The 22,501-nt window shown below is 64.9% G+C and carries 21 protein-coding genes; 12 read left to right on the top strand and 9 right to left on the bottom strand.

The window, feature by feature from the left end:
• The first annotated feature begins 9 nt into the window (after positions 1 to 9).
• Positions 10 to 1,161: a galactonate dehydratase gene (dgoD, locus tag L2Y96_RS20655; protein ID WP_247330035.1), complete on the top strand. Its 1,152-nt coding sequence runs from the start codon at positions 10 to 12 to the stop codon at positions 1,159 to 1,161.
• Positions 1,162 to 1,316: 155 nt separating this feature from the next.
• Here dgoD and L2Y96_RS20660 read toward each other — a convergent pair whose 3' ends face one another.
• Both L2Y96_RS20660 and L2Y96_RS20665 read right to left on the bottom strand, forming a co-directional pair.
• Positions 1,317 to 1,910 carry an rRNA large subunit pseudouridine synthase E gene (locus L2Y96_RS20660; RefSeq protein WP_247330037.1) on the bottom strand — a complete coding sequence of 198 codons (594 nt, stop codon included), beginning with the start codon at positions 1,908 to 1,910 and terminating at the stop codon, positions 1,317 to 1,319.
• Between the two features lies 1 nt (position 1,911).
• The gene (locus L2Y96_RS20665; protein WP_247330039.1) at positions 1,912 to 2,748 is read right to left on the bottom strand and encodes a class I SAM-dependent methyltransferase; all 837 of its coding nucleotides are present in this window, start codon (positions 2,746 to 2,748) and stop codon (positions 1,912 to 1,914) included.
• Positions 2,749 to 2,871: 123 nt separating this feature from the next.
• Here L2Y96_RS20665 and L2Y96_RS20670 point away from each other — a divergent pair, with 123 nt between their 5' ends.
• A complete protein-coding gene (locus tag L2Y96_RS20670; protein ID WP_247330041.1) occupies positions 2,872 to 4,986 on the top strand; it encodes a TonB-dependent receptor family protein in 2,115 nt (704 codons plus the stop codon).
• A gap of 117 nt (positions 4,987 to 5,103) precedes the next feature.
• On the opposite strand, the gene L2Y96_RS20675 is transcribed toward L2Y96_RS20670, so the two are convergent.
• Genes L2Y96_RS20675 through L2Y96_RS20700 form a run of 6 tightly spaced genes read right to left on the bottom strand, consistent with a single transcriptional unit; the run spans position 5,104 to position 10,108 of the window.
• Complete coding sequence (locus tag L2Y96_RS20675) at positions 5,104 to 6,279, bottom strand: ABC transporter permease (RefSeq protein ID WP_247330043.1); 1,176 nt, start codon at positions 6,277 to 6,279, stop codon at positions 5,104 to 5,106.
• Positions 6,276 to 7,010, bottom strand: coding sequence for an ABC transporter ATP-binding protein (locus tag L2Y96_RS20680; RefSeq protein WP_247330044.1), 735 nt, complete (start codon positions 7,008 to 7,010; stop codon positions 6,276 to 6,278). The genes L2Y96_RS20675 and L2Y96_RS20680 overlap by 4 nt, the downstream gene beginning before the upstream one ends.
• Positions 7,007 to 8,566, bottom strand: a complete 1,560-nt coding sequence (locus tag L2Y96_RS20685) for an alpha/beta hydrolase (RefSeq protein WP_247330045.1) — start codon at positions 8,564 to 8,566, stop codon at positions 7,007 to 7,009. Before L2Y96_RS20685 ends, L2Y96_RS20680 begins: the two co-directional genes overlap by 4 nt.
• A 4-nt stretch (positions 8,567 to 8,570) precedes the next feature.
• On the bottom strand, positions 8,571 to 8,765 hold the full coding sequence (locus L2Y96_RS20690; protein ID WP_247330047.1) for a helix-turn-helix transcriptional regulator: 195 nt from the start codon (positions 8,763 to 8,765) through the stop codon (positions 8,571 to 8,573).
• Positions 8,758 to 9,168, bottom strand: coding sequence for a hypothetical protein (locus L2Y96_RS20695; protein ID WP_247330049.1), 411 nt, complete (start codon positions 9,166 to 9,168; stop codon positions 8,758 to 8,760). The genes L2Y96_RS20690 and L2Y96_RS20695 overlap by 8 nt, the downstream gene beginning before the upstream one ends.
• Before the next feature lies 1 nt (position 9,169).
• The gene (locus L2Y96_RS20700; RefSeq protein ID WP_247330051.1) at positions 9,170 to 10,108 is read right to left on the bottom strand and encodes an alpha/beta fold hydrolase; all 939 of its coding nucleotides are present in this window, start codon (positions 10,106 to 10,108) and stop codon (positions 9,170 to 9,172) included.
• Positions 10,109 to 10,509: 401 nt separating this feature from the next.
• On the opposite strand from L2Y96_RS20700, the gene L2Y96_RS20705 reads away from it, so the two are divergent.
• From L2Y96_RS20705 to L2Y96_RS20720, 4 genes are read left to right on the top strand one after another with little or no spacing between them, the layout of a single operon-like run.
• Positions 10,510 to 11,016, top strand: coding sequence for a Csu type fimbrial protein (locus L2Y96_RS20705; protein WP_247330053.1), 507 nt, complete (start codon positions 10,510 to 10,512; stop codon positions 11,014 to 11,016).
• Positions 11,017 to 11,026: 10 nt separating this feature from the next.
• Positions 11,027 to 11,758, top strand: a complete 732-nt coding sequence (locus L2Y96_RS20710; RefSeq protein WP_247330055.1) for a fimbrial biogenesis chaperone — start codon at positions 11,027 to 11,029, stop codon at positions 11,756 to 11,758.
• 25 nt (positions 11,759 to 11,783) lie between these two features.
• Positions 11,784 to 14,060, top strand: a complete 2,277-nt coding sequence (locus tag L2Y96_RS20715; protein WP_247330057.1) for a fimbria/pilus outer membrane usher protein — start codon at positions 11,784 to 11,786, stop codon at positions 14,058 to 14,060.
• A complete protein-coding gene (locus L2Y96_RS20720) occupies positions 14,057 to 15,076 on the top strand; it encodes a Csu type fimbrial protein (protein ID WP_247330059.1) in 1,020 nt (339 codons plus the stop codon). Before L2Y96_RS20715 ends, L2Y96_RS20720 begins: the two co-directional genes overlap by 4 nt.
• 8 nt (positions 15,077 to 15,084) lie before the next feature.
• Here the strand turns inward: L2Y96_RS20720 and rsgA are convergent, their stop codons facing one another.
• A complete protein-coding gene (rsgA, locus tag L2Y96_RS20725; RefSeq protein WP_247330061.1) occupies positions 15,085 to 16,143 on the bottom strand; it encodes a ribosome small subunit-dependent GTPase A in 1,059 nt (352 codons plus the stop codon).
• Between the two features lie 120 nt (positions 16,144 to 16,263).
• Here rsgA and L2Y96_RS20730 point away from each other — a divergent pair, with 120 nt between their 5' ends.
• From L2Y96_RS20730 to L2Y96_RS20755, 6 genes are all read left to right on the top strand, one after another.
• Positions 16,264 to 17,508 carry an aminotransferase class I/II-fold pyridoxal phosphate-dependent enzyme gene (locus L2Y96_RS20730; RefSeq protein ID WP_247330063.1) on the top strand — a complete coding sequence of 415 codons (1,245 nt, stop codon included), beginning with the start codon at positions 16,264 to 16,266 and terminating at the stop codon, positions 17,506 to 17,508.
• Positions 17,508 to 18,119 (top strand): SGNH/GDSL hydrolase family protein, encoded by a 612-nt coding sequence (locus L2Y96_RS20735; protein WP_247330066.1) that lies wholly within the window; start codon positions 17,508 to 17,510, stop codon positions 18,117 to 18,119. Before L2Y96_RS20730 ends, L2Y96_RS20735 begins: the two co-directional genes overlap by 1 nt.
• A gap of 73 nt (positions 18,120 to 18,192) precedes the next feature.
• Positions 18,193 to 19,065 (top strand): UDP-2,3-diacylglucosamine diphosphatase, encoded by an 873-nt coding sequence (locus L2Y96_RS20740; protein WP_247330069.1) that lies wholly within the window; start codon positions 18,193 to 18,195, stop codon positions 19,063 to 19,065.
• Between the two features lie 73 nt (positions 19,066 to 19,138).
• Positions 19,139 to 20,062, top strand: coding sequence for a Grx4 family monothiol glutaredoxin (gene grxD, locus L2Y96_RS20745; RefSeq protein WP_247330072.1), 924 nt, complete (start codon positions 19,139 to 19,141; stop codon positions 20,060 to 20,062).
• A 405-nt stretch (positions 20,063 to 20,467) separates the two neighbouring features.
• Positions 20,468 to 20,722 (top strand): type II toxin-antitoxin system CcdA family antitoxin, encoded by a 255-nt coding sequence (locus tag L2Y96_RS20750; protein WP_247330074.1) that lies wholly within the window; start codon positions 20,468 to 20,470, stop codon positions 20,720 to 20,722.
• A gap of 705 nt (positions 20,723 to 21,427) precedes the next feature.
• Complete coding sequence (locus tag L2Y96_RS20755; RefSeq protein ID WP_247330076.1) at positions 21,428 to 22,306, top strand: hypothetical protein; 879 nt, start codon at positions 21,428 to 21,430, stop codon at positions 22,304 to 22,306.
• The last annotated feature ends 195 nt before the right edge of the window (positions 22,307 to 22,501 follow it).

A 22,501-nucleotide genomic window follows, 5' to 3' on the forward strand; every position in this document is an offset into this window, starting at 1 on the left:
GGCCAAAGCATGAAAGTCACCAAGATCACCACGTACCGCGTCGCACCCCGCTGGATGTTCCTCAAAATGGAAACCGACGAAGGCGTGGTCGGCTGGGGCGAGCCCGTCGTCGAAGGCCGTGCACGCACGGTGGAAGCGGCGGTGCACGAACTCTCCGAGATGGTGATCGGTAAGGATCCGTCGCGGATCAACGACATCTGGCAGCAGATGTATCGCGGCGGCTTCTATCGCGGTGGCGCCGTCTTCATGAGCGCCATGGCCGGCATCGACCAGGCGCTATGGGATATCAAGGGCAAGGTGCTCAACGCACCGGTCTACGAGTTGCTCGGTGGCCGCGTCCGCGATCGCATGAAGACCTACTGCTGGGTCGGCGGCGATCGTCCGGCCGACATCATCGCGCAGATGAAAGAACGCCTGGCCCACGGCTTCGATACGTTCAAGATGAACGGTTGCGAGGAGATGAGCATCATCGCCTCGAGCAAGCACATCGATGCGGCGGTGGCCAAGGTCGCCGAGATCCGCGAAGCCTTCGGCAACAGCATCGAGTTTGGCCTCGATTTCCACGGCCGCGTTTCCGCGCCGATGGCCAAGGTGCTGGTGAAGGAACTGGAACCGTACCGTCCCCTCTTCATCGAAGAGCCGGTGCTGGCCGAGCAGGCCGAGTACTACCCGCGTATTGCCGCGGCCACGTCCATCCCGATTGCTGCGGGCGAGCGCATGTATTCGCGCTTCGAGTTCAAGGCGGTGCTGGAGCGTGGTGGTATTTCGATCCTGCAGCCGGATCTTTCGCATGCGGGTGGCATCACCGAGTGCGTGAAGATCGCGGCGATGGCTGAAGCCTACGACGTGGCACTCGCGCCGCACTGCCCGCTGGGCCCAATCGCCCTGGCCGCGTGCCTGCACGTCGACTTCGTCAGCTGGAACGCCACGCTGCAGGAACAGAGCATGGGCATCCACTACAACAAGGGCGGCGAGGTGCTCGACTACGTCCGCAACAAGGACGCGCTCAAGCTCGACGACGGCGGCTACGCCCAGCCGTTCACCGGCCCGGGCCTCGGTATCGATGTGAACGAAGAGCTGATCATCGAGCGCAGCCGCGAGGTCCAGGACTGGCGCAATCCGCTGTGGCGCCATGCGGATGGGTCGGTCGCCGAGTGGTAAGAGCCGCCTGACGGCGGATCGCGTGCAAGCACGCTCCTACATGGGCCATCGAGCCCCCTGTAGGAGCTCACCCTGTGAGCGACGCCGTTCGCGGAAGCACATCAGGGCTGTAGCGTTATCGCGAAAGATGTCGCCCACAGGGTGGGCTCCTACGTTTAGCGTCGTCGGCCTGGATTGCCGGGCGGCTCCTTGTGGGAGCGCGCTTGTGCGCGATCGGATTCAAGGACGCGCGTCTCGCCCGAAGCGAGGCCGTCCAATCGATACTCGCCAACCGCCTCGCGAATCAGCCGCAGTGTCGGCAAGCCCACGGCAGCCGTCATGCGCCGCACCTGGCGGTTCCGGCCTTCTTTCAAGGTAATCCTTAACCACGCATCCGGCACCGTCTTGCGAAAACGCACGGGCGGATCGCGCGGCCACAGCCACTCGGGTTCGTCGATCAGTTCGGCGCGTGCCGGCAACGTGGGCCCATCATTCAACACGACGCCACGGCGCAGCTTTTCCAGCGCTTCTTCAGTCGGCGTGCCTTCGACCATCACCACGTACGTCTTCGGCTGCTTGTGCTTTGGATCGGCAAGGCGGTGCTGCAGCTTGCCGTCGTCGGTAAGCAGCAGCAGTCCTTCGCTATCGTGGTCCAGGCGCCCAGCGGCGTAGACGCCTTTCTGCGGTACGAAGTCGGCCAGCGTGCGCCGGCCGGCTTCGTCGGTGAACTGGCAGAGCACCCCGAAGGGTTTGTTCAGGGCGACCAGCACCTTACTTCGCGGGCTTCACGAAACGCAGGGTCATGCGGTCGGATTCACCGATGGCCGTGTACTTCGCCTTGTCCTGCTCACCCAGTTCGTACGTCGGCGGCAGGGTCCAGACGCCCTTCGGGTGGTCGTGGTTGTCCTTCGGGTTCGCGTTCACTTCGCTCTGGCCATCCAGCTTGAAGCCTGCATCGGTCGCGAGCTTGACCACGTACTCGGTCGGCAGGTAGCCGGTATTCACCACCTGGTCGAGGGTCTTGCCCTTGTCCGCGCGGTGATCTTCCACGCCCAGCACGCCGCCCGGCTTCAGCACCTTGAAGAAGGCCTTGAACATCGTCTCGGCGCTGCCATCGGCCGCCCAGTTATGCACGTTGCGGAAGGTCAGGACCATGTCGGCCGAGCCATCCGGGCCGAGCACCGGCTTCTTGTTGTCGAATTCGATCAGCTTGGCAGCCGAGTACTGCTGCGGACCGAACTTGAACTTGTTCTCGAGCGCCGTCTTGCTCTTCGAGCCCGGCGGCACGGCACCGATGTAGTGGCCATGCGCGTTGAGGTACGGCCCCAGGATCTCGGTGAACCAGCCGCCCGAAGGCCAGATCTCGATCACGGTCATGTCGGGGCGGATGCCGAAGAAGCTCAGCATCTCCTTGGGATGGCGGTACTGATCGCGGGCCGTGTTCTTCGGATCGCGCCACTTGCCGGCGATGGCGGCATCGAGCTGGGCTGCGGAGGCCTGGCTGGCGCTGGCCGGCGGGGTCGCCTGGGCCGGCTGGTCCGCGTCCATCGCCATGGCGGCGGCCGGGAGGGAGAGACCAACTAGACCTGCGAGGAGGAGCTTCTTCATGGCAACGACCACCGTGGGGGACAGGCCGGGAAGGCTAGCACGGCGCCCCTGCGACCACGTGTGCCTTGCGATCACCGTCACGCAGGATCAGCATCATGGGGTTTCCCCACAGGGAAGATCCCCATGTATCCCCCCAAGACCCGTCTCCTCACGGGCGCCATCCTTTTTGCGCTGTCCGGCACCGCTGCCGCTCAGCAAGCCCAGCCGCTCACCCCGGTGGTCGTGACCGCCACCCGCACCGAGCAGACGCCGTACGACATCCCCGCGGCGATCGATTCCGTGGCGACGCCACCGGACGGCACGCTGGACGTGAACCTGTCCGAGCGGCTCCAGTCCATTCCGGGCGTCACCGCGCGTGACCGGCAGAACTACGCGCAGGACACCCAGATCTCGATCCGCGGTTTCGGTGCGCGTTCCACGTTCGGTATCCGCGGCATCCGTCTCTATACCGACGGCATCCCCGCCACGATGCCCGATGGCCAGGGCCAGGTAACCCACTTCAACCTCGATTCGGCCGAACGCGTGGAAGTGCTGCGCGGGCCGTTTTCGGCGCTGTACGGCAACGCGTCCGGTGGCGTGATCCAGCTGTTCACCGCCGATGGCACCGAGACACCCGAGGTGCGCTTCGGCGTCGCTGGCGGCAGCAATGGGGTGTTCCGTTCGTCGGTGAATGCGCGCGGCGTCGAAGGTCCGGTCGATTACAACGTCGACCTCAGCCACTTCCGCACCAGCGGCTATCGCGACCACAGCGCCGCACGGCGCGAGTCGGGTAACGCCAAGATCGGCTGGAAGATCGACGACGACCGCAAGCTCACCCTGGTCCTCAACGCCGTGGATATCCCGGGCGCGCAGGATCCGCTGGGCCTGACCAAGGCGCAGTTCCATGCCGATCCGCGTCAGGTTGCCAGCGTCGCCGACACGTACAACACGCGTAAGTCCGCCGACCAGCAGCAGGCCGGCCTGATTTACGACCAGCGCATCGACGATGCGAACAGCCTGCGCGTCATGACCTACTACGGCCAGCGCACGGTGACGCAGTACCTCTCCATCCCGGTGGCGACGCAGAAGGCGCAACCCGGCAATTCCGGCGGCGTGGTCGATCTCGGCAATGCTTACGGCGGCGGCGATGCCCGCTGGACCTGGCGCGATGAAGTGCTTGGCCGACCCTTCGAGCTAGCGGCCGGTGTCGCGTACGACAACCAGCACCAGCATCGCCAGGGCTACAACAACTTCGTCGGCTCCGAGCTCGGCGTGCGCGGCGACCTGCGCCGCGACGAGATCGACCGCGTGTTCGATTTCGACCAGTACGCCCAGGCGACGTGGCGCGTGGCCGATGCGTGGACGCTGATGGGTGGCGTGCGTCATAGCAACGTGCACTTCAACTCGGACGACCGCTACATCGTGCCAGGCAACCCAGACGACAGCGGTTCGCAGCGCTATTCGGCCACCACGCCGGTATTCGGCGTGCTGTGGCGTGCGGCTTCGTGGGCACATGTCTACGCCAACTGGGGGCGCGGCTTCGAAACGCCGACGTTCTCGGAGATCGGCTACCGCGCGGATGGTGGCGCGGGCCTCGCGTTCGACCTGCAGCCATCGAAGTCTCGCAATTCCGAAGTCGGCATCAAGCTGCAGCCTACCGACCGGATCAAGGCGGGCGTTGCATTGTTCCGTGCGGATAGCGATAACGAGCTGGCCGTGGCCACCAATGTGGGCGGCCGTACGACGTACCAGAACATCGCCCGCTCCCGCCGCCAGGGCATCGAGGCCTCGTTCGACGGCACGCTTGCCGACGACCTGCATCTCATCGCGTCCTACACGCATCTCCAGGCCAGCTTCCGCTCACCGTTCCTTACCTGCGTCTCGGCGGGCTGCGCCGCACCCGATACGCCGGTGAATGCTGGCACGCGCATTCCGGGCGTCCCGCGCTCCATGGGCTATGCCGCGCTGAAGTACGGGCAGGAGACCGGCGTGCAAGCCGGCATCGATATGAACGCCATGGGCGCGACCACCGCCAATGACCTTGGCACGGCCGTGGCTCCGGGCTACGCGTTGTTCGGCCTGTCGGGCGGCTACGTGTTCGATAACGGCCCCTGGCGCGTCAACACGTTCGGCCGCGTGGATAACCTCGCGAACCGCCACGTCATCGGTTCGGTCATCGTCAACGACGGCAACGGGCGCTATTTCGAGCCGGCACCCGGGCGGACGTTCCTGGTGGGCGTGGACGTTACCTGGCGCTAACCCGTCGTCGCCCACACGGCCCCGCGGTAGGAGCCCACCCTGTGGGCGACATCTTTCGCGAAAGAGCAGCAGGGCCTGTAGCGTTATAGCGAAAGATGTCGCCCACAGGGTGGGCTCCTACGCTGAGATGGCGAGGCGCTCGGAGCGATAGAGCATGGCCGTCGCCCACACCGCCACGGCGGCCGCCGCGAAACCACCGGCAAGGCATAGCCCCAGCTCCTGCCCGGTCATCCCATCGCCACGCAGCAACTGCACGATGCCGAGGTTCTGTCCGAGCAGCGGCACCGCATACATCCATGCCTCGGGCTTCACCGGGATCACCGACAGCAATGCACTGGGCAGGATCGGGATGAGCATCAGGATCGACAGGTACGTCTGCGCTTCACGGTAGCTCTTGGCGAATGCCGAGACGAGCGACTGCAAGGCGGCCAGCAGAACGATAAGTGGCAGCATGACCAGCACCACCTGCGAGCCGAAGCGGAAGCCCAGATCCAGCACGATGCCCAGTTTCTCCGTCGGGATGAACAGCGGCGCCGTGGAGAATGCGGCCACGCTCAGCAGCAGGCTGATGAGCGAGAACGTGCAGATCGCCGCCAGCTTCCCGGCGAGGATCTTCCAGCGAGCCACCGGGTTCACGAACAACGGCTCCAGCGACTGCCGTTCGCGCTCGCCCGCGGTCAGGTCAATGGCGAGGTACATGCCGCCCATGAAAACGGTAAGCACGAAGAAGTAGGGCAGGAACGAGAACATCAGCGCGGAACGCGACTGCGAGGTGGCCTGGTCACGATCGGCGACGGTCACGGGCCACGCCGTCGACGGCGAAAGTCCGCGAGCGATCAGGCGCATGGCACCTTCGCGCCGGGCGAAGTTCTCGACCACCCCGCGCACCCGCGCCACGGTGGTATTCGCATCGCGGCGCGAGGAGTCGTAGATCACCTCGACCTGCACCGACTGTCCCTTGTTCCAGGCCTTCACGTAGTCGGGCGCGATACGGATCACCACATCGGCTCGCATGTCGTGCACGGCCCGCTCAGGATCGTTGACGGCAGGATCGGCATCGATGCCCGCACCGCGCAGCGCATTCATGAAGTTAGGCGCCAGCTCCGCGCCGATGACCGGCACGTGGATGGGCTGGTCGGCACGGGCCAGCTCGCGGTTCACCATGACGTTCATCAGCATGATGAACAGCACCGGCCCAAGCAGCGGGCCCGTCAGCAGCGCATTGACGAGCGTGCGGCGATCGCGCAGGTTCTCGCGCACTTCCTTCCAGTAGACGGCGGTAAACGCGTTCATGCGGCGAGGCCCTCGTCGGTGCCGATGATCTTCACGAAGGCATCCTCGAGGCTCGATTCGCTGGTACGCTCCAGCAGAGCCGCTGGCGTGTCATCCGCGACCACGGTGCCGTGCGCGATGACCACGATGCGATCGCACAAGGCAGCCACCTCCTGCATGATGTGGCTGGAGAAGAGCACGCAGCGCCCTTCCGCCCTCAGCTCACGCATGAAGCGACGCATGGCGCGCGTGGCCATCACGTCCAGGCCATTGGTAGGCTCATCGAGCAGCACGTTGCGCGGGTCGTGGATCAGCGCGCGAGCGATCGCCGTCTTCACTCGCTGGCCCTGTGAAAAGCCCTCGGTGCGCCGCGTAGCGATATCGCGCATTTCCAGGGCATCGATCAGCGTCTCGCGGCGGCGTGCGATGTCTGCTTCCGGCATGCCTTGCAGGCGGCCGAAGTACGTGATGTTTTCTTCGGCGGTAAGCCGCTTGTAGAGGCCCCGGGCATCGGGCAGCACACCGAGCCGACGGCGCACGGCCACGGCGTCCGCGGCGGGGTCGATACCATCGACCAGCACCTGGCCCGCATCGGGCTTCATCAGCGTGTAAAGCATGCGCAGCGTCGTGGTCTTGCCGGCGCCGTTCGGCCCCAGCAATCCGGTGATCTCGCCATCGCGAGCGGTGAAGCTCACGCCGTCGACGGCCTTCACGTCGCCGAACGCCTTGCGCAGGTCCTTGACTTCGATCATGGCGTGGCTCCATTGAAACCGACGAACACGGGGGCGGGCGAAAGCCGTTCGAGGCATTTGCCATCCAGCGTCTTCGCATCGGCCTTGTCGATGAACTGGTCGAGCAGGCGCGGCATGCAACCACGCGCGATCACGTTATGGCCCTGCCCCTTCAGCACGAAGTGGCGGCCGTTCGGCAGACCCTTGAGCACCTCCTCGCCGTAACGCGGCGGGGTCACCGGATCGTATTCACCGGACATGAGCAGGGACGGCACGGCACTTTGCAGCGGCTGGTGGAAATCGGCCGGGCGCTTGCCGTGCGGCCATACCGCACAGGCCGCCTTGAAGGCCTCGATCATGTTGTCACCGAGGATCGTGTCCTTGTCCTGGGGGCGCGAGGTCAGCAGGTCCGCGTCCTCGGAGCAGATCACCGAGTACTGCATGCCGCCGTCCATCGTGTCACCCAGGTCACCCGTGAGCAGGCGCGCCTGCCCCAACAGCGGGCCTACGTCACCCCGCGCGGCGGCATCGATCGAGAGCGGCAACAGGGCCGCCGTTTCCGGCGAGTAGGCGAACATGCGCACCACGGTCGCCAGGATGTATTCGCTCAGCACGCGCTGCGTGCTGGCATACGTCTGCGGGTCGCGGAAACTGACCTTGTGCGGGTTCGCACGCAGCGCATCGCGCAACTGGTAGAGCGTCTGGTAGGGATCGGCGAAGCGCGCGCGGCAGGCTTCGTCGTTCGCGCAGCGGGCAAACTGAGCCTTCAGCGCCGCATCGAGGTTCACCGCGAAGTCTTCGCCAAGCACCAGCGCGTTGGGCGCCACCCCATCGAGGGTGAGCGTGCGCACGGCATCCGGATGGCGCATGGCGTACTGCTGGGCGACACGCGTGCCGTACGAGACACCCAGCACGTTGAGCTTCGGCGAACCCAGCGCCTGGCGCATGGCTTCAAGATCGGCCACGGCGTCGGTGGTCGTGTAGAAGCGCACGTCGGCCTGTGCCGAGAGGCTATCCAGGCAGTGCTTCGTTTCCTTCTTCACGGCTGCTTCGTCGATGCCGCTGCTCTCTTCCGAGCCACCCGGTACGCCATCATCGCTGCCTTCACGGCAGCTCAGCGGATGCGACGAGCCGGTGCCGCGCTGGTCGAGCAACACGACGTTACGATGCGCCAGCACCAGCGCCATGGCCGGCGCGATGCTGGCATAGGTCTCCGTCGCCGCCTGGCCGGGGCCACCAGCGAGGAATACCACCGGATCTTCCGCAGGCACCTGCGCGCTGCTGCGGATCACCGCGAGATGCATATCGAGCTTGCGCCCCTCGGGGTGCTCGCGATCTTCGGGCACCTGGAACGGTGCACACCATGCCGCCACCGACAGACCCGAGTGTGGCTGGGGCAGTTCGCAGGGATGCAGGGTGAGCGAACCCAACTGCCATGTACGCGGTGTGGCAGGCGTGGTGTCGGCGACGGGAGGCGCCGCGGCGGCCTCTTCGTTCCCGTGCCGCATGGCCTGCCGGCTGACGAACGCAGCGGCGACGATGGCAACAACGATGGCGATGCGTGGAGCGCGTTTCATGCCTTCATGCCTCCGGCGTGAAGATGGATTCGATGGATAGCGAGAACAGCTTCGCGATCTTGAACGCCAGCGGCAGGCTGGGATCGTACTTGCCGGTCTCGATGGCGTTCACGGTCTGCCGCGATACGTCGAGGCGTTCGCCCAGGTCAGCCTGTGACCAGCCCAGGCCCGTGCGCAGTTCGCGGACGCGGTTATTCATGCGAGCGGTAATACAGACGCATGCCGCACTTGGCGATGCCGAACAGGCCCATCAGGACCGGGAACACCCAGATGGCGACGGAGGCGGCCGTCGGCGGCGTGATCAGCCCGGCGCTAAGCAGCAAACCGTAGGTAAAGAAGCCGAAGCCGCCAATGCCGCCACCGATGGCAATGGCTTCGAGATCGATGCGCCGCTCGAGCTCATCCTGATCGCGAATCACCCTGACCATGGCGCGGATGACGAACGCGATGGGAAGAGCGGGCAGGAGCGTCACAAGGGTCCGGGCAAGCAGGCCGTCCAGGCTTTTCAGCCAGGCGACGGAGACGAACAGACACACCATGTACCCCGCCATCGCGGGAAAGAATTCCCGCAGGTAACGCTTGTGGACGGCACGCATCGCCATGTCAGTGGGCCCCGATGAAATCGTTGAGTGCCTTGCCGAACGCGGCCGGCTGATCGAGCATGACATAGTGCCGCGACGGTGCGAGCGCGATCACCCTGGCCTGCGGCGCGTCCGCAAGAAGCGACGTGTAGTACGCCACCTTTTGCGCCTCGGTGATCTTCACCGGCCCCATCTGCGCATCCTGGTCGGCGAACGCGGTGATCTCCAGGATCGGCGCCTTCGCGGCCTTCAGTTCCGGGCGGTAGTCGGCGCCAGCGTCCTCGGCCATGTAGCGTGCCACCGCCTTCTGGTCACTGCGTGCGTTGAGCGGCGCCACGCGCTGCGCGGTCGCCGGGTCCAGCGTCCCGACGGTTTGCATGTAGGCCAGTTGCTGCGCCTTGAACTCTTCCGGGGTGGCTGATTCGGTCTTCGCCTTGAGCTGGCCCGCGATGGCCGCACGCTGTTCGGCCGTCACCCGCTCCATGCCCGGGAAGATCGGCAGGCCATCCACCGCGACGACGGCACCGGTCAGGTCGGGATGCCGCCCGGCAAAACGCAGCGCCAGCGTACCGCCGAGGCTGTGGCCCACGAGCACGGGCTTCTCGAGGTGGTTTTGCGTGATGAACTGGGCGAGCGAGGCGTCGGCGCGATCCATCCAGTTGCCGTCAGCCGACGGCGCCGGCGTGCCGTCGAAGCCCGCCAGGGTAACGGCGTAGACCACGTGGCTCTTCTCCAGCTCGGCGATGGTCTCCTTCCACACCCAGGGACCGCCTGCCAGCCCCGGGATAAGGATGACCGGGCGCCCGGCCTTGCCGTGGCGCTCAACCTTGAGGGTGCCCACCTGCACGGCCTGCGCGGAAGCGCCTGCGGGCGAGGTGGCCGAGGGGGCTGCGTGAAGGGTGGAGGCGACGGCAGCGGCCATCAGGAGGGCGGCGGCGCGCAGGGCAAGGCGATACGACATGGTCAGACTCCTTCCGTTGACGTGGAGCGTGTCAAGCACGCTTGACATCATCCTGCGCTGGCCCGGCGCCCTTGTCAAGGAAGCTTGACACCCGGTTTTTGTGACACACGTCACTCAATGACGGGTTTTCGACGCGGCCCGGCGGAAGCCGACGCGGCGCGTCATCCCGCACCGCATCACACAGCGCTAGATGTATGTCGTGTCAGGCTTTTTTGCCGATTTCGATGATTCGAAAGTCAAACACCCTTGACAGTTTCGTGCGCGGTTTCGGCACCTGTAGGCCATTCCGGCAACAGACCGTGAAATTCACTTCCCAGCCAACGCGTAGTCCCGAACCTTGCACGTGACGGAAGTACGTCGCGCCGACACACCCTTTCGCGGTGGACGCCTGGAGAGCTCACATGACCACGATCCGCAGTGTTGTTTTTGCCGCCGCCGCCACCTTCGCTTTCGTTGCGGGCAGCGCTCACGCCGCCACGGCGACCACGACGTTCAACGTCCGCATCACCATTACCGCCGCGTGCGATATCAGCACCACGGCACCGACCGACGTTAACTTCGGCTCGCAGCCTTCCACCGCCACCAACGTGGATAACCAGGGCGCGCTCAACGTGAACTGCACGCCCAGCGCGCCGTACACGATAGCGCTGGATAACGGGCAGAACGGCACCGACGTCAATTCACGGAAGATGAGTAACGGCACCTCGCTCGTCCCGTACCAGCTGTATCGCGCCGCCACGCGCACCGCCGCCGATGTGTGGGGCAGCACCACCGGTGGCAGCGGCAACGTCCTCGCCGGTACCGGCAGCGGTACGGTGCAGACGCTGCCGGTGTTCGGCCGCGTGCCGTCCACGAACTTCCCGGCCGGCAGCTATGCCGACGTGATCACCGCCACCATTACGTACTAAAGACGCCACGGTGCTCGCACGGACGTTACGCACTACCCTTCTCATCGCAGCGCTGGCGATGGGCGGCGTAGTGCCGGCGTTCGCCAGCGGCCTTCAGGTATCGCCCATCGGCTTGCACCTCGCTGCATCCGAGCAGGCCCAGGCCATGTGGCTTACCAATACCGGCACCGAGACCCTGCATGCGCAGGTGCGCGTCTTTCGGTGGACCCAGGCCGATGGCAAGGATGTGCTCGAAGCATCGAAAGATTTGGTCGTAAGCCCGCCGATGGTGACGATCGCTCCCGGCGATCGCCAGCTCGTGCGCGTCATCCGCCAGGTCGCACCGCCGACCGACGGTAATGAAACCGCCTATCGCGTCGTCGTCGATGAACTGCCCGTTGGCGGCGCCGACAAAACCGGCCTCAAGTTCGTCCTCCGCTATTCGGTGCCTGTCTTCCTCGCACCTGCTGGCGACCCCACCGTCCATGCCGCGCTCGAGGCCACCGTGGAAACCACACCGGATGGCAACCGCCTCCGCGTACGCAATACCGGTTCCGGCCACGCGCAGGTAGCGGATGTCACCCAGCGCGATGGTGGCGGCAAGAACATCGACCTCCTTCCCGGCCTCGTGGGCTATGCCTTGCCCGGCAGCACCATGAGCTGGCCCCTGCCATCGGAAGCGCGCCCCACCGGCGCATTACGCGCGAGGATCAATGGTGAGGCGAGCGAGTCGACTCTGGTCGTGGACGCGGGCAGCCGCTAGCGTTCTCGCGCTCAAGGCCGCCGCCGTGCACGCGTTGGATCACGCCACCGATGCCATCCCACCGCCCACCATGGATCCGCGGATGGGTGTCGATGGCGAAGACCTCTACCTTGAAGTGGTGCTCAACGGCACCGCGACCGAACGCCTGATGCATTTCATCCGCCGCGGCGAGGCCCTTTGCGCGAAGGCTGCCGACCTGCGCGGCCTGGGTTTCGTCCTGCCGCCCGGTGATGAGATGCGCTGCCTGCTCGATATCCAGGGCTTGCGCTATAGCTACGACGCAGGCCAGCAACGCGTCACCATCGATGTACCCAACGGCAAGCTCGACCTGCCGCGCCGCGTACTGAACCAGCCCGAGCGGGCCGCGACCAAGGCCACCAGCGGCACCGGCCTGCTGCTCAATTACGACATCTATGCCGCCCACGGCGATGGCCTCGGCAACGTCAGCGGCCTGGCCGAACTACGCGCCTTCAGCGAGAACATGGGCGTGCTAAGCAACACCTCGCTCACCCGCCGCTACCAGGAAACCGGCGGCGGCTGGCGTGGCGATACCGTCCGTCTGGATACGCAATGGCGGCTTTCGTTCCCGGATAAATCGATGGTCCTGACCGTGGGTGATACGTTCACGGGCTACACCTCGTGGAGCCGCGCGACGCGCATTGGCGGTATTGCGCTGGGTACGGACTTCGCGCTCCAGCCGTACCGTGTGACGACGCCGCTTCCCCAATTCTTCGGCGAAGCCACGGCGCCATCGTCCGTCGAGCTCTATGTCGATGGCATCCGCCAGTACAGCGGCAAGGTCCCATCGGGCCCGTTCCAGCTCACCGCCGTCCCAGGTGTCGATCAGTCAGGCCAGGCGCAGGTCGTGCTCACGGATGCACTGGGCCGAACGAGCACCGTCACTTTTCCGTTCTACGCCGCGCGGCAACTCCTGCGCACCGGCCTGGACGACTGGTCGTTCGAACTCGGCACGGTGCGCGAGGCTTACGGCATCAACTCCTTCGAATACGGCGACGATCCGGTAGGCAGCGCCACGTGGCGACGCGGCATGACCGACCAGCTCACGCTGGAATCGCACGCGGAAGCAGGCGCCGGACGTGGCGTGGCGGGCATGGGTGCGGTATGGAATGCCTTCGGCGCGAGCGTGGTGAACGCGTCGTACGCCGCATCGCACGGAGGCGGCGCGCAATACGGCGCCGGTATCTCCTGGAGCGGCCGTTACATGAACTTCTCCGTGGATACGCTGCGCAGCAATGCGAGCTACCGCGACGTGGCCTCGAGCTACGGTTCGCCGCCGCCCCGTGCGAGCGATCGCGCCCTGATCGGTTTCAACGTCCGCGAATCAAGCTTCGGCGCGAATTACGTCCGCCTGCGTTACGGCGGCCAGCCGACCACGCGCTACGTGGGCCTGTTCGTGCTGCGCAACCTCACGCGCGGCATCTCGGTGAATGCGAGCATGAACCAGAACCTCGATGAGCACGCGGATCGCAGCTTCTTCGTGGGCGTCACGTGGGCACTCGACGAGCGCACGACCTACACGACCTCCGCGCAGCGCGACCGCACCGAGACGTTTGGTACGATCGATGCGAACCATCCCATCGACGGTGATGGTGGCTTTGGCTGGCACGTGCAGGGCCGCAGTGGCGATGCCGCTGGTGGCCTCGGTGAAGTGGGCTGGCTCGGCAACCATGGCCAGCTCACCATGGGCGTCAGCACGATCGGGCCTTCGTCGTATTCCTACGCGGATGCCAACGGTGCATTGGTGCTCATGGGCGGCCATGTGTTCACTGCACGTCGCATCGATGACGCATTCGCCCTCGTGTCCACCGAGGGTGCGCCTGATATCCCGGTGCTACTGGAGAACCGCCGCACGGGTGTCACCGATAGCAACGGCTTGCTCCTGGTTTCGCGGCTCAACGCATGGCAGGACAACCGCCTCGCCATCGATCCGATCGACCTGCCCGCGGACGAACGCGTGCAGCGCGTCGATAGCGTGGTCGCACCCGCCGACCGCTCCGGCGTACTGGTGCGTTTCCCGGTGAAACGGGTACGCGCGGCGCTCGCCATCCTGGTCAATGTCGATGGCACCCCGATCCCGCTGGGCTCCACCGTCGAGACCGGCAGCGGTGAACCCGCGATCGTTGGCTACGACGGCCAGGCTTACCTCGATAACCTCAAGGGCAGCACGAACCTCATGGTCACCCTACCCGACGGTACCCGCTGCACGGCCGCGCTCACCTACCCTGAGCACGCGCGCGACCTGCCCGAGCTGGGGCCCCTCACCTGCAGGCCTTCGCCATGAAATGGCTCGCTCTCTTCCTGCTCGCATGCGCGGCGCTGTTCGCGGCGCCGCACACCGAAGCTACCACCGTGTGCAGCATCACGAGCGTCACCAACTTCGCGTTCGGAGCGGTGGACCCGACCGCCGGCGTCGTCAACACCAACGCCACCATCGGTTACACCTGCACCTACTCCGGCCTTCTGAGCGGCCTGTTCTCCAGCAACATCAATATGTGCATCAGCCTCGGCCAGGATGTGCTGGGCAACCTGGCGCCGCGCACCATGGTCGATCCACTTGGCGATCGCATGCAGTACAACGTGTACAAGGACCAGACCTATACCGCCATCTGGGGTGTCGTGAACAATGTCACGTACGCACCCTTCTTCATCACCGTGCAGGTACCGATCCTCAGCGGCAGCGGCTCCGTCTCGGGAACGATTACCGCGTATGGCCGCGTGACAGCGGGCCAATCATCGTTGTCGCCGGGTTCGTACACAGGCACGATCGCGGGGGGCACCACGGGCACATCGCTGACTTACAGTTACAACGAAGTGCTGCTTTCGCTCGGCACGTTTCCCGCCAGCTGCACCGCGGGTGGCACCGCTGCGGCAGCGACGGTCGCGGGCCCTTCGACCAACGCGACGGCATCCGTGGCCGCCAAGTGCACCGTGGGCACCGCCACCGATCTCAATTTCGGTTCGGTGTCGGGCCTGCTGAAAACCAACACCGACCAGACCTCGCTCATCCGCGCCACCTGCACCAATCGCGCAGCGTTCCAGATTGGCCTGGATAACGGCAAGAACGCGGGCTCCGGCTCGATAAGACGCATGGCCTCGGGGAGTAACCTCGTCACCTACGAGCTCTACCGCGATTCGGCCCGCACCTCGCGATGGGGGAATACGCTGAACACGGACACGTTGACCAGTTCAGGCACGGGCTCCGAACAAACCCTGACGGTCTACGGGCGCGTGCCCACGCAGGCCGCCGCCGTCGCAGGCTCGTATAGCGACATCATCACGGTCACGGTCACGTACTGACCGCGGGCTCAATCCTCGTCGTGCGACCAGCCGCCGCGGCGCGGCTTGCCGCCACTGTGTTTCGGGCCAGCCTTGCGGCGCAGTCGCGCTTCCATGGTCGCCGCCTGCTCTTCGCGTTCCTCATGCAGCTTGAGGAAGTTGCGCCAGCGCTGCGGCGAAAGCTCGCCCGAGGCCAGCGCGGCCTGCACCGCACAACCCGGCTCCTTGCCATGGGTGCAGTTGGTGAAGCGGCACTGCGCGACCAGGGTTTCGATATCGGCGAACAGATCGAGGTTTTCTTCGCCGGTGAGCTTGAGCTCGCGCATCCCCGGCGTATCGATGAGGCAGCCACCCGTGGGCAGGCTGAGCAGTGCGCGGTGGGTGGTGGTATGGCGGCCACGGCTATCGTGGGAACGCACGGCACTCGTCGCCATGCGTTCTTCGCCCAGCAGTGTGTTCGTTAGCGTGGACTTGCCCGCACCGGAGGAGCCCACCAGCACGGCACTCATGCCTGGCCCGAGGTAGGGCGCCAGCAGGTCGACCGTCGCCGGATCCTTGCCGTTGATCGCATGCACCGCCGAATCGGCCGGAAGCCGGGCCAGCAAGCCCGAAACCGCCGCTTCCACGTCCACGCCCGTATCGGCCTTGCTGAGCAGCACCACGGCGCGGGCGCCGGAGCCTTCCACCAGGGTGAGGTAGCGCTCGATACGCGAGGGATTGAAGTCGCCATCCAGACCCGTCAGCACCATCACGAAATCGATGTTGGCCGCGATCACCTGGCGCTCGTAGCGCTCGCCAGCCGCCGCGCGGGTCAGCGTGGAACGGCGCGGGAGGATCTCCTCGATCACCGGGTGGGTGGCACGGCTGAGCAGCACGAAGTCGCCCACGGCGGGACGCTGGGCCGGGTCCAGGCCGCGTTTGAGGAACTGGCCGGCCGGCTGGGCATTGAACGCTTCGGTGCCGTCGTGCACCTCGTAACCGGCACGATGCTGCGCCACCACGCGCGCCAGGCGGCGTGGATCGTCGGGCAGCGCGTCGTCGCGCCAGCCAATGTGACGCAAGCGCGCCAGGCCTTCGGGATCGGTCATGCCCGCGATTATGCCCGCTCTACGCCCGATTTCAGCCTCGCGGGGCCATCACGACGCTGTTAGGATCGGGTGACGACCGCCGGGAAAGGGCCTGGCGGGCCGCATTGGAAGTCGCAGAACGTGTCCTCGATCAAGCCCAGCGCGCACCTGGCGGAAGTGCGCTACGAAATCCGTGGCGCCCTCACCCGGCGTGCGCGCGAACTGGAAGCCGCCGGCAAGCCGATCATCAAGCTCAACATCGGTAACCCGGGCCGCTATGGCTTCACCACGCCCGCGCACCTGCGCGAGGCCATCGCCGGCCACCTCGGTGAGAGCGAGGCCTATGGCCACGAGCAGGGCCTGGAAGAAGCCCGCGAGGCCATCGTCGCGCAACAGCTGGCGCGCGGCGCCCGCGGCGTGGATGTGGAGCATGTGTTCATCGGTAACGGCGTGAGCGAGCTCATCGATATCTCGCTACGTGCCCTGCTCCAGCCCGGCGACGAAGTGCTGCTGCCAAGTCCCGATTACCCGCTGTGGAGCGCCGCCACCATCCTCAACGATGGCAGCCCGCGCTATTACCGCTGCCTGGCGGAGAACGGCCACCTGCCCGATCCGGAAGAGATCGATGCCCTGGTCGGCCCGCGCACGCGCGCCCTGGTGCTGATCAACCCGAACAATCCCACCGGCGCCGTCTATCCGAAGGCACTGCTGGAGCGCATCGTCGAGGTCGCCCGCAAGCACAACCTGTTGCTCCTGTGCGACGAGATCTACGACGAGATCCTCTACGACGGCACACCGTTCCAGCCGCTTGCCGCCGTGGCCGGCGATCACCCCTGCGTGAGCTTTGGCGGCCTGTCGAAAGTGCATCGCGCCTGCGGCTACCGCGTGGGCTGGATGAGCCTTTCGGGCAGCAAGGCACGCATCGCCGAGTATCGCGATGCGCTGCAGCTGCTGGCCGCCCTGCGCCTGTGCGCCAATGTCACCGCGCAGTGGGCCGTACGCCCCGCCCTGCTCGACAAGCCCACCATCGGCGAACTCACCGCGCCAGGCGGCCGCCTGCACGAAGCACGCCGGATCATCCTCGAGAACGTGGCCGCCAGCCCGTACCTCGACGTGGTGGCACCGGGCGGCGCGATCTACGCGTTCCCGTGGATTCGCGCGGACGCCATTCCCCACTTCGACGACACGGCCTTCGCGCTGCGCCTGCTCGAAGAAGAGGAAGTGCTCGTGGTGCCGGGCACCAGCTTCAACCTGCACGCCAGCCGACACCTGCGCCTCACCCTGCTGCCCGAGCCGGCGCAGCTGGCCGAGGTGTTCACGCGCATGGATCGCGTGCTCGCCCGCATGGCCGCCGAAGACCGTCCGGCCACGAGCGCGGTGGCCTGATGCCTTCACCGTCCTTCCTCGCCCTCGGCGATTCGTACACGATCGGCGAGGGCGTGCCGGAGGAAGGCCGCTGGCCTGTGCAGCTCGCCACGCGGCTGCAGGCGGCCGATGTCGACGTGCAGGCGCCGCGCATGATCGCCACCACCGGGTGGACCACCGATGAGCTTTCGGCGGCGATGGATGAAGCCTCGCTCGATGCGGGCTATGGCTTCGTGACGTTGCTGATTGGAGTGAACAACCAGTACCGCGGCCGTGCGCAGGATGAGTATCGCGAGCAGTTCGCCGCGTTGCTCGACCGCGCGGTGACTCTGGCCGGCGATGCCGCACGCGTTGTTGTCGTTTCCATCCCCGACTGGGGCGTGACGCGCTTCGCCGAAGGCCGTGACCGCAAGGCCATCGCCAGCGAGATCGATACGTTCAATGCCATCGCCCGTGAGGAAGTCGAACGGGCAGGCTCGGCATGGGTGGATATCACCGGCATCTCCCGCGATGCAGGCGATGCCGACGACATGCTCGTCGACGACGGCCTGCACCCTTCGGCCGCGCAATACGCCCGCTGGACCGACGCCATCTTCCCCGAAGCTGTCGACGCCCTGTCGCAACCTTCCTGAAACACGAGCGCCATCCGACGGTTACAGCGTGGCCCGATACTGATGACCCGGGAAAAGCCCGGAAATCGCCGTCATGGCCAAGCTCACCTGTCGCAGCGCCTTCATCTCGGATGTCCACCTCGGCACGCCTGACTGCAAGGCAGCCTACCTCCTCGACTTCCTACGCAGCGTCGATTGCGAGCGGCTCTACCTCGTCGGCGACATCGTCGACCTGGAAGCCCTCGCCAAGCGCCACTGGTGGCACCCCGACCACAGCGCCGTCATCGCGGAACTGATCGCCATGGCCGCTCGCGGCATCGAGGTGATCTACATCCCCGGCAACCACGACTACCAGATGCGCGGCCTGGCAGGCTCGACCATCGCCGGCATCCGCGTGGAGCTGGATGCCCTGCACGAAGGTGCGGACGGCCGCCGCTACCGGGTCAGCCACGGTGACGAATTCGATCCCGAGCACATCGGCAAGCGCTGGCTCACCGTGCTCGGCGATGCCATGCACCGGATGATCTGCTGGGCCAACCGGCGCATGCACGCGGTGCGCCGGCGGATGGAGCTGCCCTATGTGCCGCTATCGATCATCATCAAGTCGCACGTGGGGATGGCCATGGCCTACATCCGCGGCTACGAACAGCGGGTGGCGGCCGATGCCGCCGAACGCGGCCTGGATGGGCACATCTGCGGGCACATCCACTTCGGCCACATGCGCCCGATCAACGGCATCCTCTACCTGAACGACGGCGACTGGGTGGAACACTGCACGGCGCTGGTCGAGGACTTCAGCGGCGCCATGGAGCTGGTCCACTGGACCGAGCGCTACACGCCGCTCGGTCGCGCCAGCCGTGAGACGGTGCTGCCGTCGCCGGAAGCCGTGCTCAGCTTCGCCCCGCTGGCCGATTGCCGGGCCGATCTGGCCCACCTGACCTCGATGGAACCGACCCTGGTGGGTTGATTTCACTTTGATAGCGCCCATGTGCGAGGGATGCCGGTAAAATGGCCCCTTTCCCTTTGCGGTGATCCCCTCCATGGCTCTTGATACCCCCACCCGCGAGCGCATCGAAGCCCTTCTCGCCCAGCACGAGGTCGTGCTGTTCATGAAGGGTACGCGCCAGCAGCCGATGTGCGGCTTCTCCGCCGCGGCCACCAACACCCTGAACGATGTGGTCGACCAGTACCACACCGTGAACGTGCTGGAAGATCCGGAGATCCGCGAAGGCATCAAGGAATTCGGCCAGTGGCCCACCATCCCGCAGCTGTACGTGAAGGGCGAGCTGGTCGGCGGTTCCGACATCATCCGCCAGATGTACACCAGCGGTGAGCTCTACACCCTGTTCGGCGGCACTGCGCCGGACCGCACCCCGCCGGAAATCACCATCACCGACAAGGCGGCCGAGGCCATCCGCGGTGGCATGGCGAATGCCCAGGGCATGGCCCTGCACCTGGAGATCGGCCCGGACCACAGCGCTGGCTTCCAGCTGGCCCCGGGGGGCGACCACGACATCATCACCGTTGCCAACGGTATCGAAGTGCATTTCGACCCGGGCAGCGCCCAGCGCGCAAAGGGCATCGTGATCGATTGGGTGACCACCATGCAGGGCGAAGGCCTCAGCCTGAAGTTCCCGGGCGCGGTGGAGATCACCTCGATCAGCGTGCACCAGCTGAAGGATCGCCTGGCCGCTGGCGACATCCTGCTCGTTGACGTGCGCCCGGCCCACGGCCGCGCCATGGCTGCGCCGCTGGCCGGTGCCCGTATCCTTGAGGATGAAGGCTACGAGGCGCTCGCTTCGCTGCCGAAGGACACCGCCATCGCGTTCATCTGCCACCACGGCATCTCCAGCCGCGCTGCCGCCGACCGCTTCGCGGCCCACGGCTTCACGAACCTGTTCAACGTGGAAGGCGGCATGGATGCATGGGCGCGCGAAGTCGATCCGACTGTGCCGCGTTACTGATTCCATCGCGTAGTGAAGAAAAAGGGCGCCCGACGGCGCCCTTTTTTGTGGTCGCTATTTGTCGGGTGCGTCCGCTGCGTCTCGCTTGTTTGATCGGTTCATTCGCTAGCGCGAATGCATGTGTTGAGCGGCTCGCGCCGCCTTAGGCTGGGTGTCTGTCGGGGTCGGGAGCGGTCAGGGCCTTGGGGCCGCCAGTCGCGGACCTTCGGACCGGGCCGTAGGCACCCCTCTCGCGAAACGCGCCACGCCAGGCGGCCCTCCGCTCATGTCGGCCCCAAGGCCCTGACCGCCCCCGAGTCCACACGTTTCGTTTCGTGGAGCACAAGCTGGTACGCGGAAGCTCCTAGTTCTATGCGCGGATGCATGCGCATAGACTGTGTAGCCGCCCCATCCCCGGAGCCTCCCATGGCAATCGCTGTTTACGACCGGTCCGCCCCGAAGCGCGCCTTGACCCAGTCGATCAACGTCGATCTGGTCGTGCAGGCGCGCGAGCTGACGTCGAATCTCTCGGCCCACGTCGAAGCCCCGTTTGCGGCCTTCGTGGCCGAAAAGAAGAGCATCCTCGAACGGAACCGCCACGAGCTTCAGCGCGCCACTGAAGAGTCGACCGTCTTCGTGCGGGAACACGGTTCCTTCGCAGATGAGTTCTCGACGCTCTGATGCGCGATTCGACGTACATCCGAATCCTGGCGCACTGAAAGAGGGCATCCCTGTCGTCGTCATTCTGTCGGCCATATTCGATGACTCAGATCGGCGTGTCGTTTCACCTTTTATCGTCGCAAAGGAATTCGCGACGTACTGAGAAAAAGAGTTTCAACCCAACGTTCACCGTCGATGGAACTGACGTAATTTAGAAGCCACTTGAAGTCGTCTCCGTACCAAAAATAGCGCCAAGTCGCCCGCTCGATAACCTCAAAATCAGCGGATAGATGATAGTCGACGCGCCAGATGAGCGGCATAACCAAGCTTACGACTAGCTTCCGTGACACGACTGCAATCACTCAAATTTCAGGCTGGAACAAGCGGTCCGTCACGGACCTATTCGTCGATCGAAGCGCCCTCGCATCATTCCCTTAAGCCAATCAAGTCGCATTCAAGCGATATCCTGCACTGCCGTCACCGACAAACGTCCCCGCACCCGTTGCGAACAAAGCAAGGCCCGCTGACCGAGGCTCGCTCGACGGTTCGTGTCCCTTATAGCTCGGCAATCGACGCCGCAAGGCATAAGAATTCCTACTGTGCCTCTTCGATAGCCGAAAGAGATATTGTCCCCTTGATATTCGAGGCGTAAATCCTTTCCTCTGGCAGAGCAAATTCATTCGACGCAGTCACCACCGGAGACACCTCTCCGGCCGGAGGATAACCGTGTCTGACGATGCCAATAGCCATCTTGACGATGACGAACGACCAAGCGCTTATCTAGGCGTGGTCATAGAGAATATCGAAGGTCGACTCAAGAAGCTCGAAGAGCCGAAAATCAAGACCACCATCGAGAAGATAAAAGATAACGCGAGCTTCCTAGCCCTGCTGATAGGTATCGTCCTTAGCGTTCTTTCACTTGGGAACCAGTTGTGGTCGCAACCGCACCAAGAGCTTGAGCGCGACATCGTTGAATTCAACAAGACTTCCAACGAGGTCGCCTCGTTGAGGCAATCAATCGTTAGCGCGTTTCAAACCGCCAAAGATCCGCAATCAGCGCAGATCGCGACCCAAATGGTAACGCCTCAGATCATCGCTGACATCCAGTATGCGTCGTCGCTCCTCAAGCGAATAGGCGACCACGCGGGCGTCGCCCAGCTCGTGATCCTCACCAATGAAGCAATCAATCTTCATGACTGGAAAAGTGCGATGCAAATGATAGACGCCGCCACATCCAAGACAGATCAGCCGCCCACTGTCCTCTCAGAAGCTTACCGTTACAAGGGCCGTGTTCTCTTTCTAACAGACGATTTTATCGGTGGCGCGGCCGCCTTCGAAAAGGCCCTGACCTTAATTCAGGATGACAAGTCAGCAGGGACAGATGGTAATCGCGCAATGATTGCGCTCGATTGGACCTTTTTCGCAATGATGGCAAATCGATGCGACGAAGCTAATGCAGTGGGAAGACGCGCTGCGGCCTTCGTAAGTAGCAATCAGGTCTCTCAAATGCAGCGATCCGCACTGCTAGGTCTATTGAGGTCTTCCATTGGCCAACTCGGTACCGGAACGTCCTGCTCGATTCCCGAATCGCTCCAGGTCATCTGATCCATTGTCGACAGGCACAACGTCATGGCCCTCACAACATCTCGAAACGTATTCACAAAGCGATGGATTGCATATCTCACGTCGGCGCTACTTTGTCTGCCATTGACAAGCCATGCGCAGGCCTACCCCGTTACGCAGGTGCTTGGCACCAACCCAATCATTGGCGGTGCCCGCGTAATGTGTAGCGGGGTCGTG

The organism is Luteibacter aegosomaticola, from assembly GCF_023078475.1.
GTDB classification, from domain to species: domain Bacteria; phylum Pseudomonadota; class Gammaproteobacteria; order Xanthomonadales; family Rhodanobacteraceae; genus Luteibacter; species Luteibacter aegosomaticola.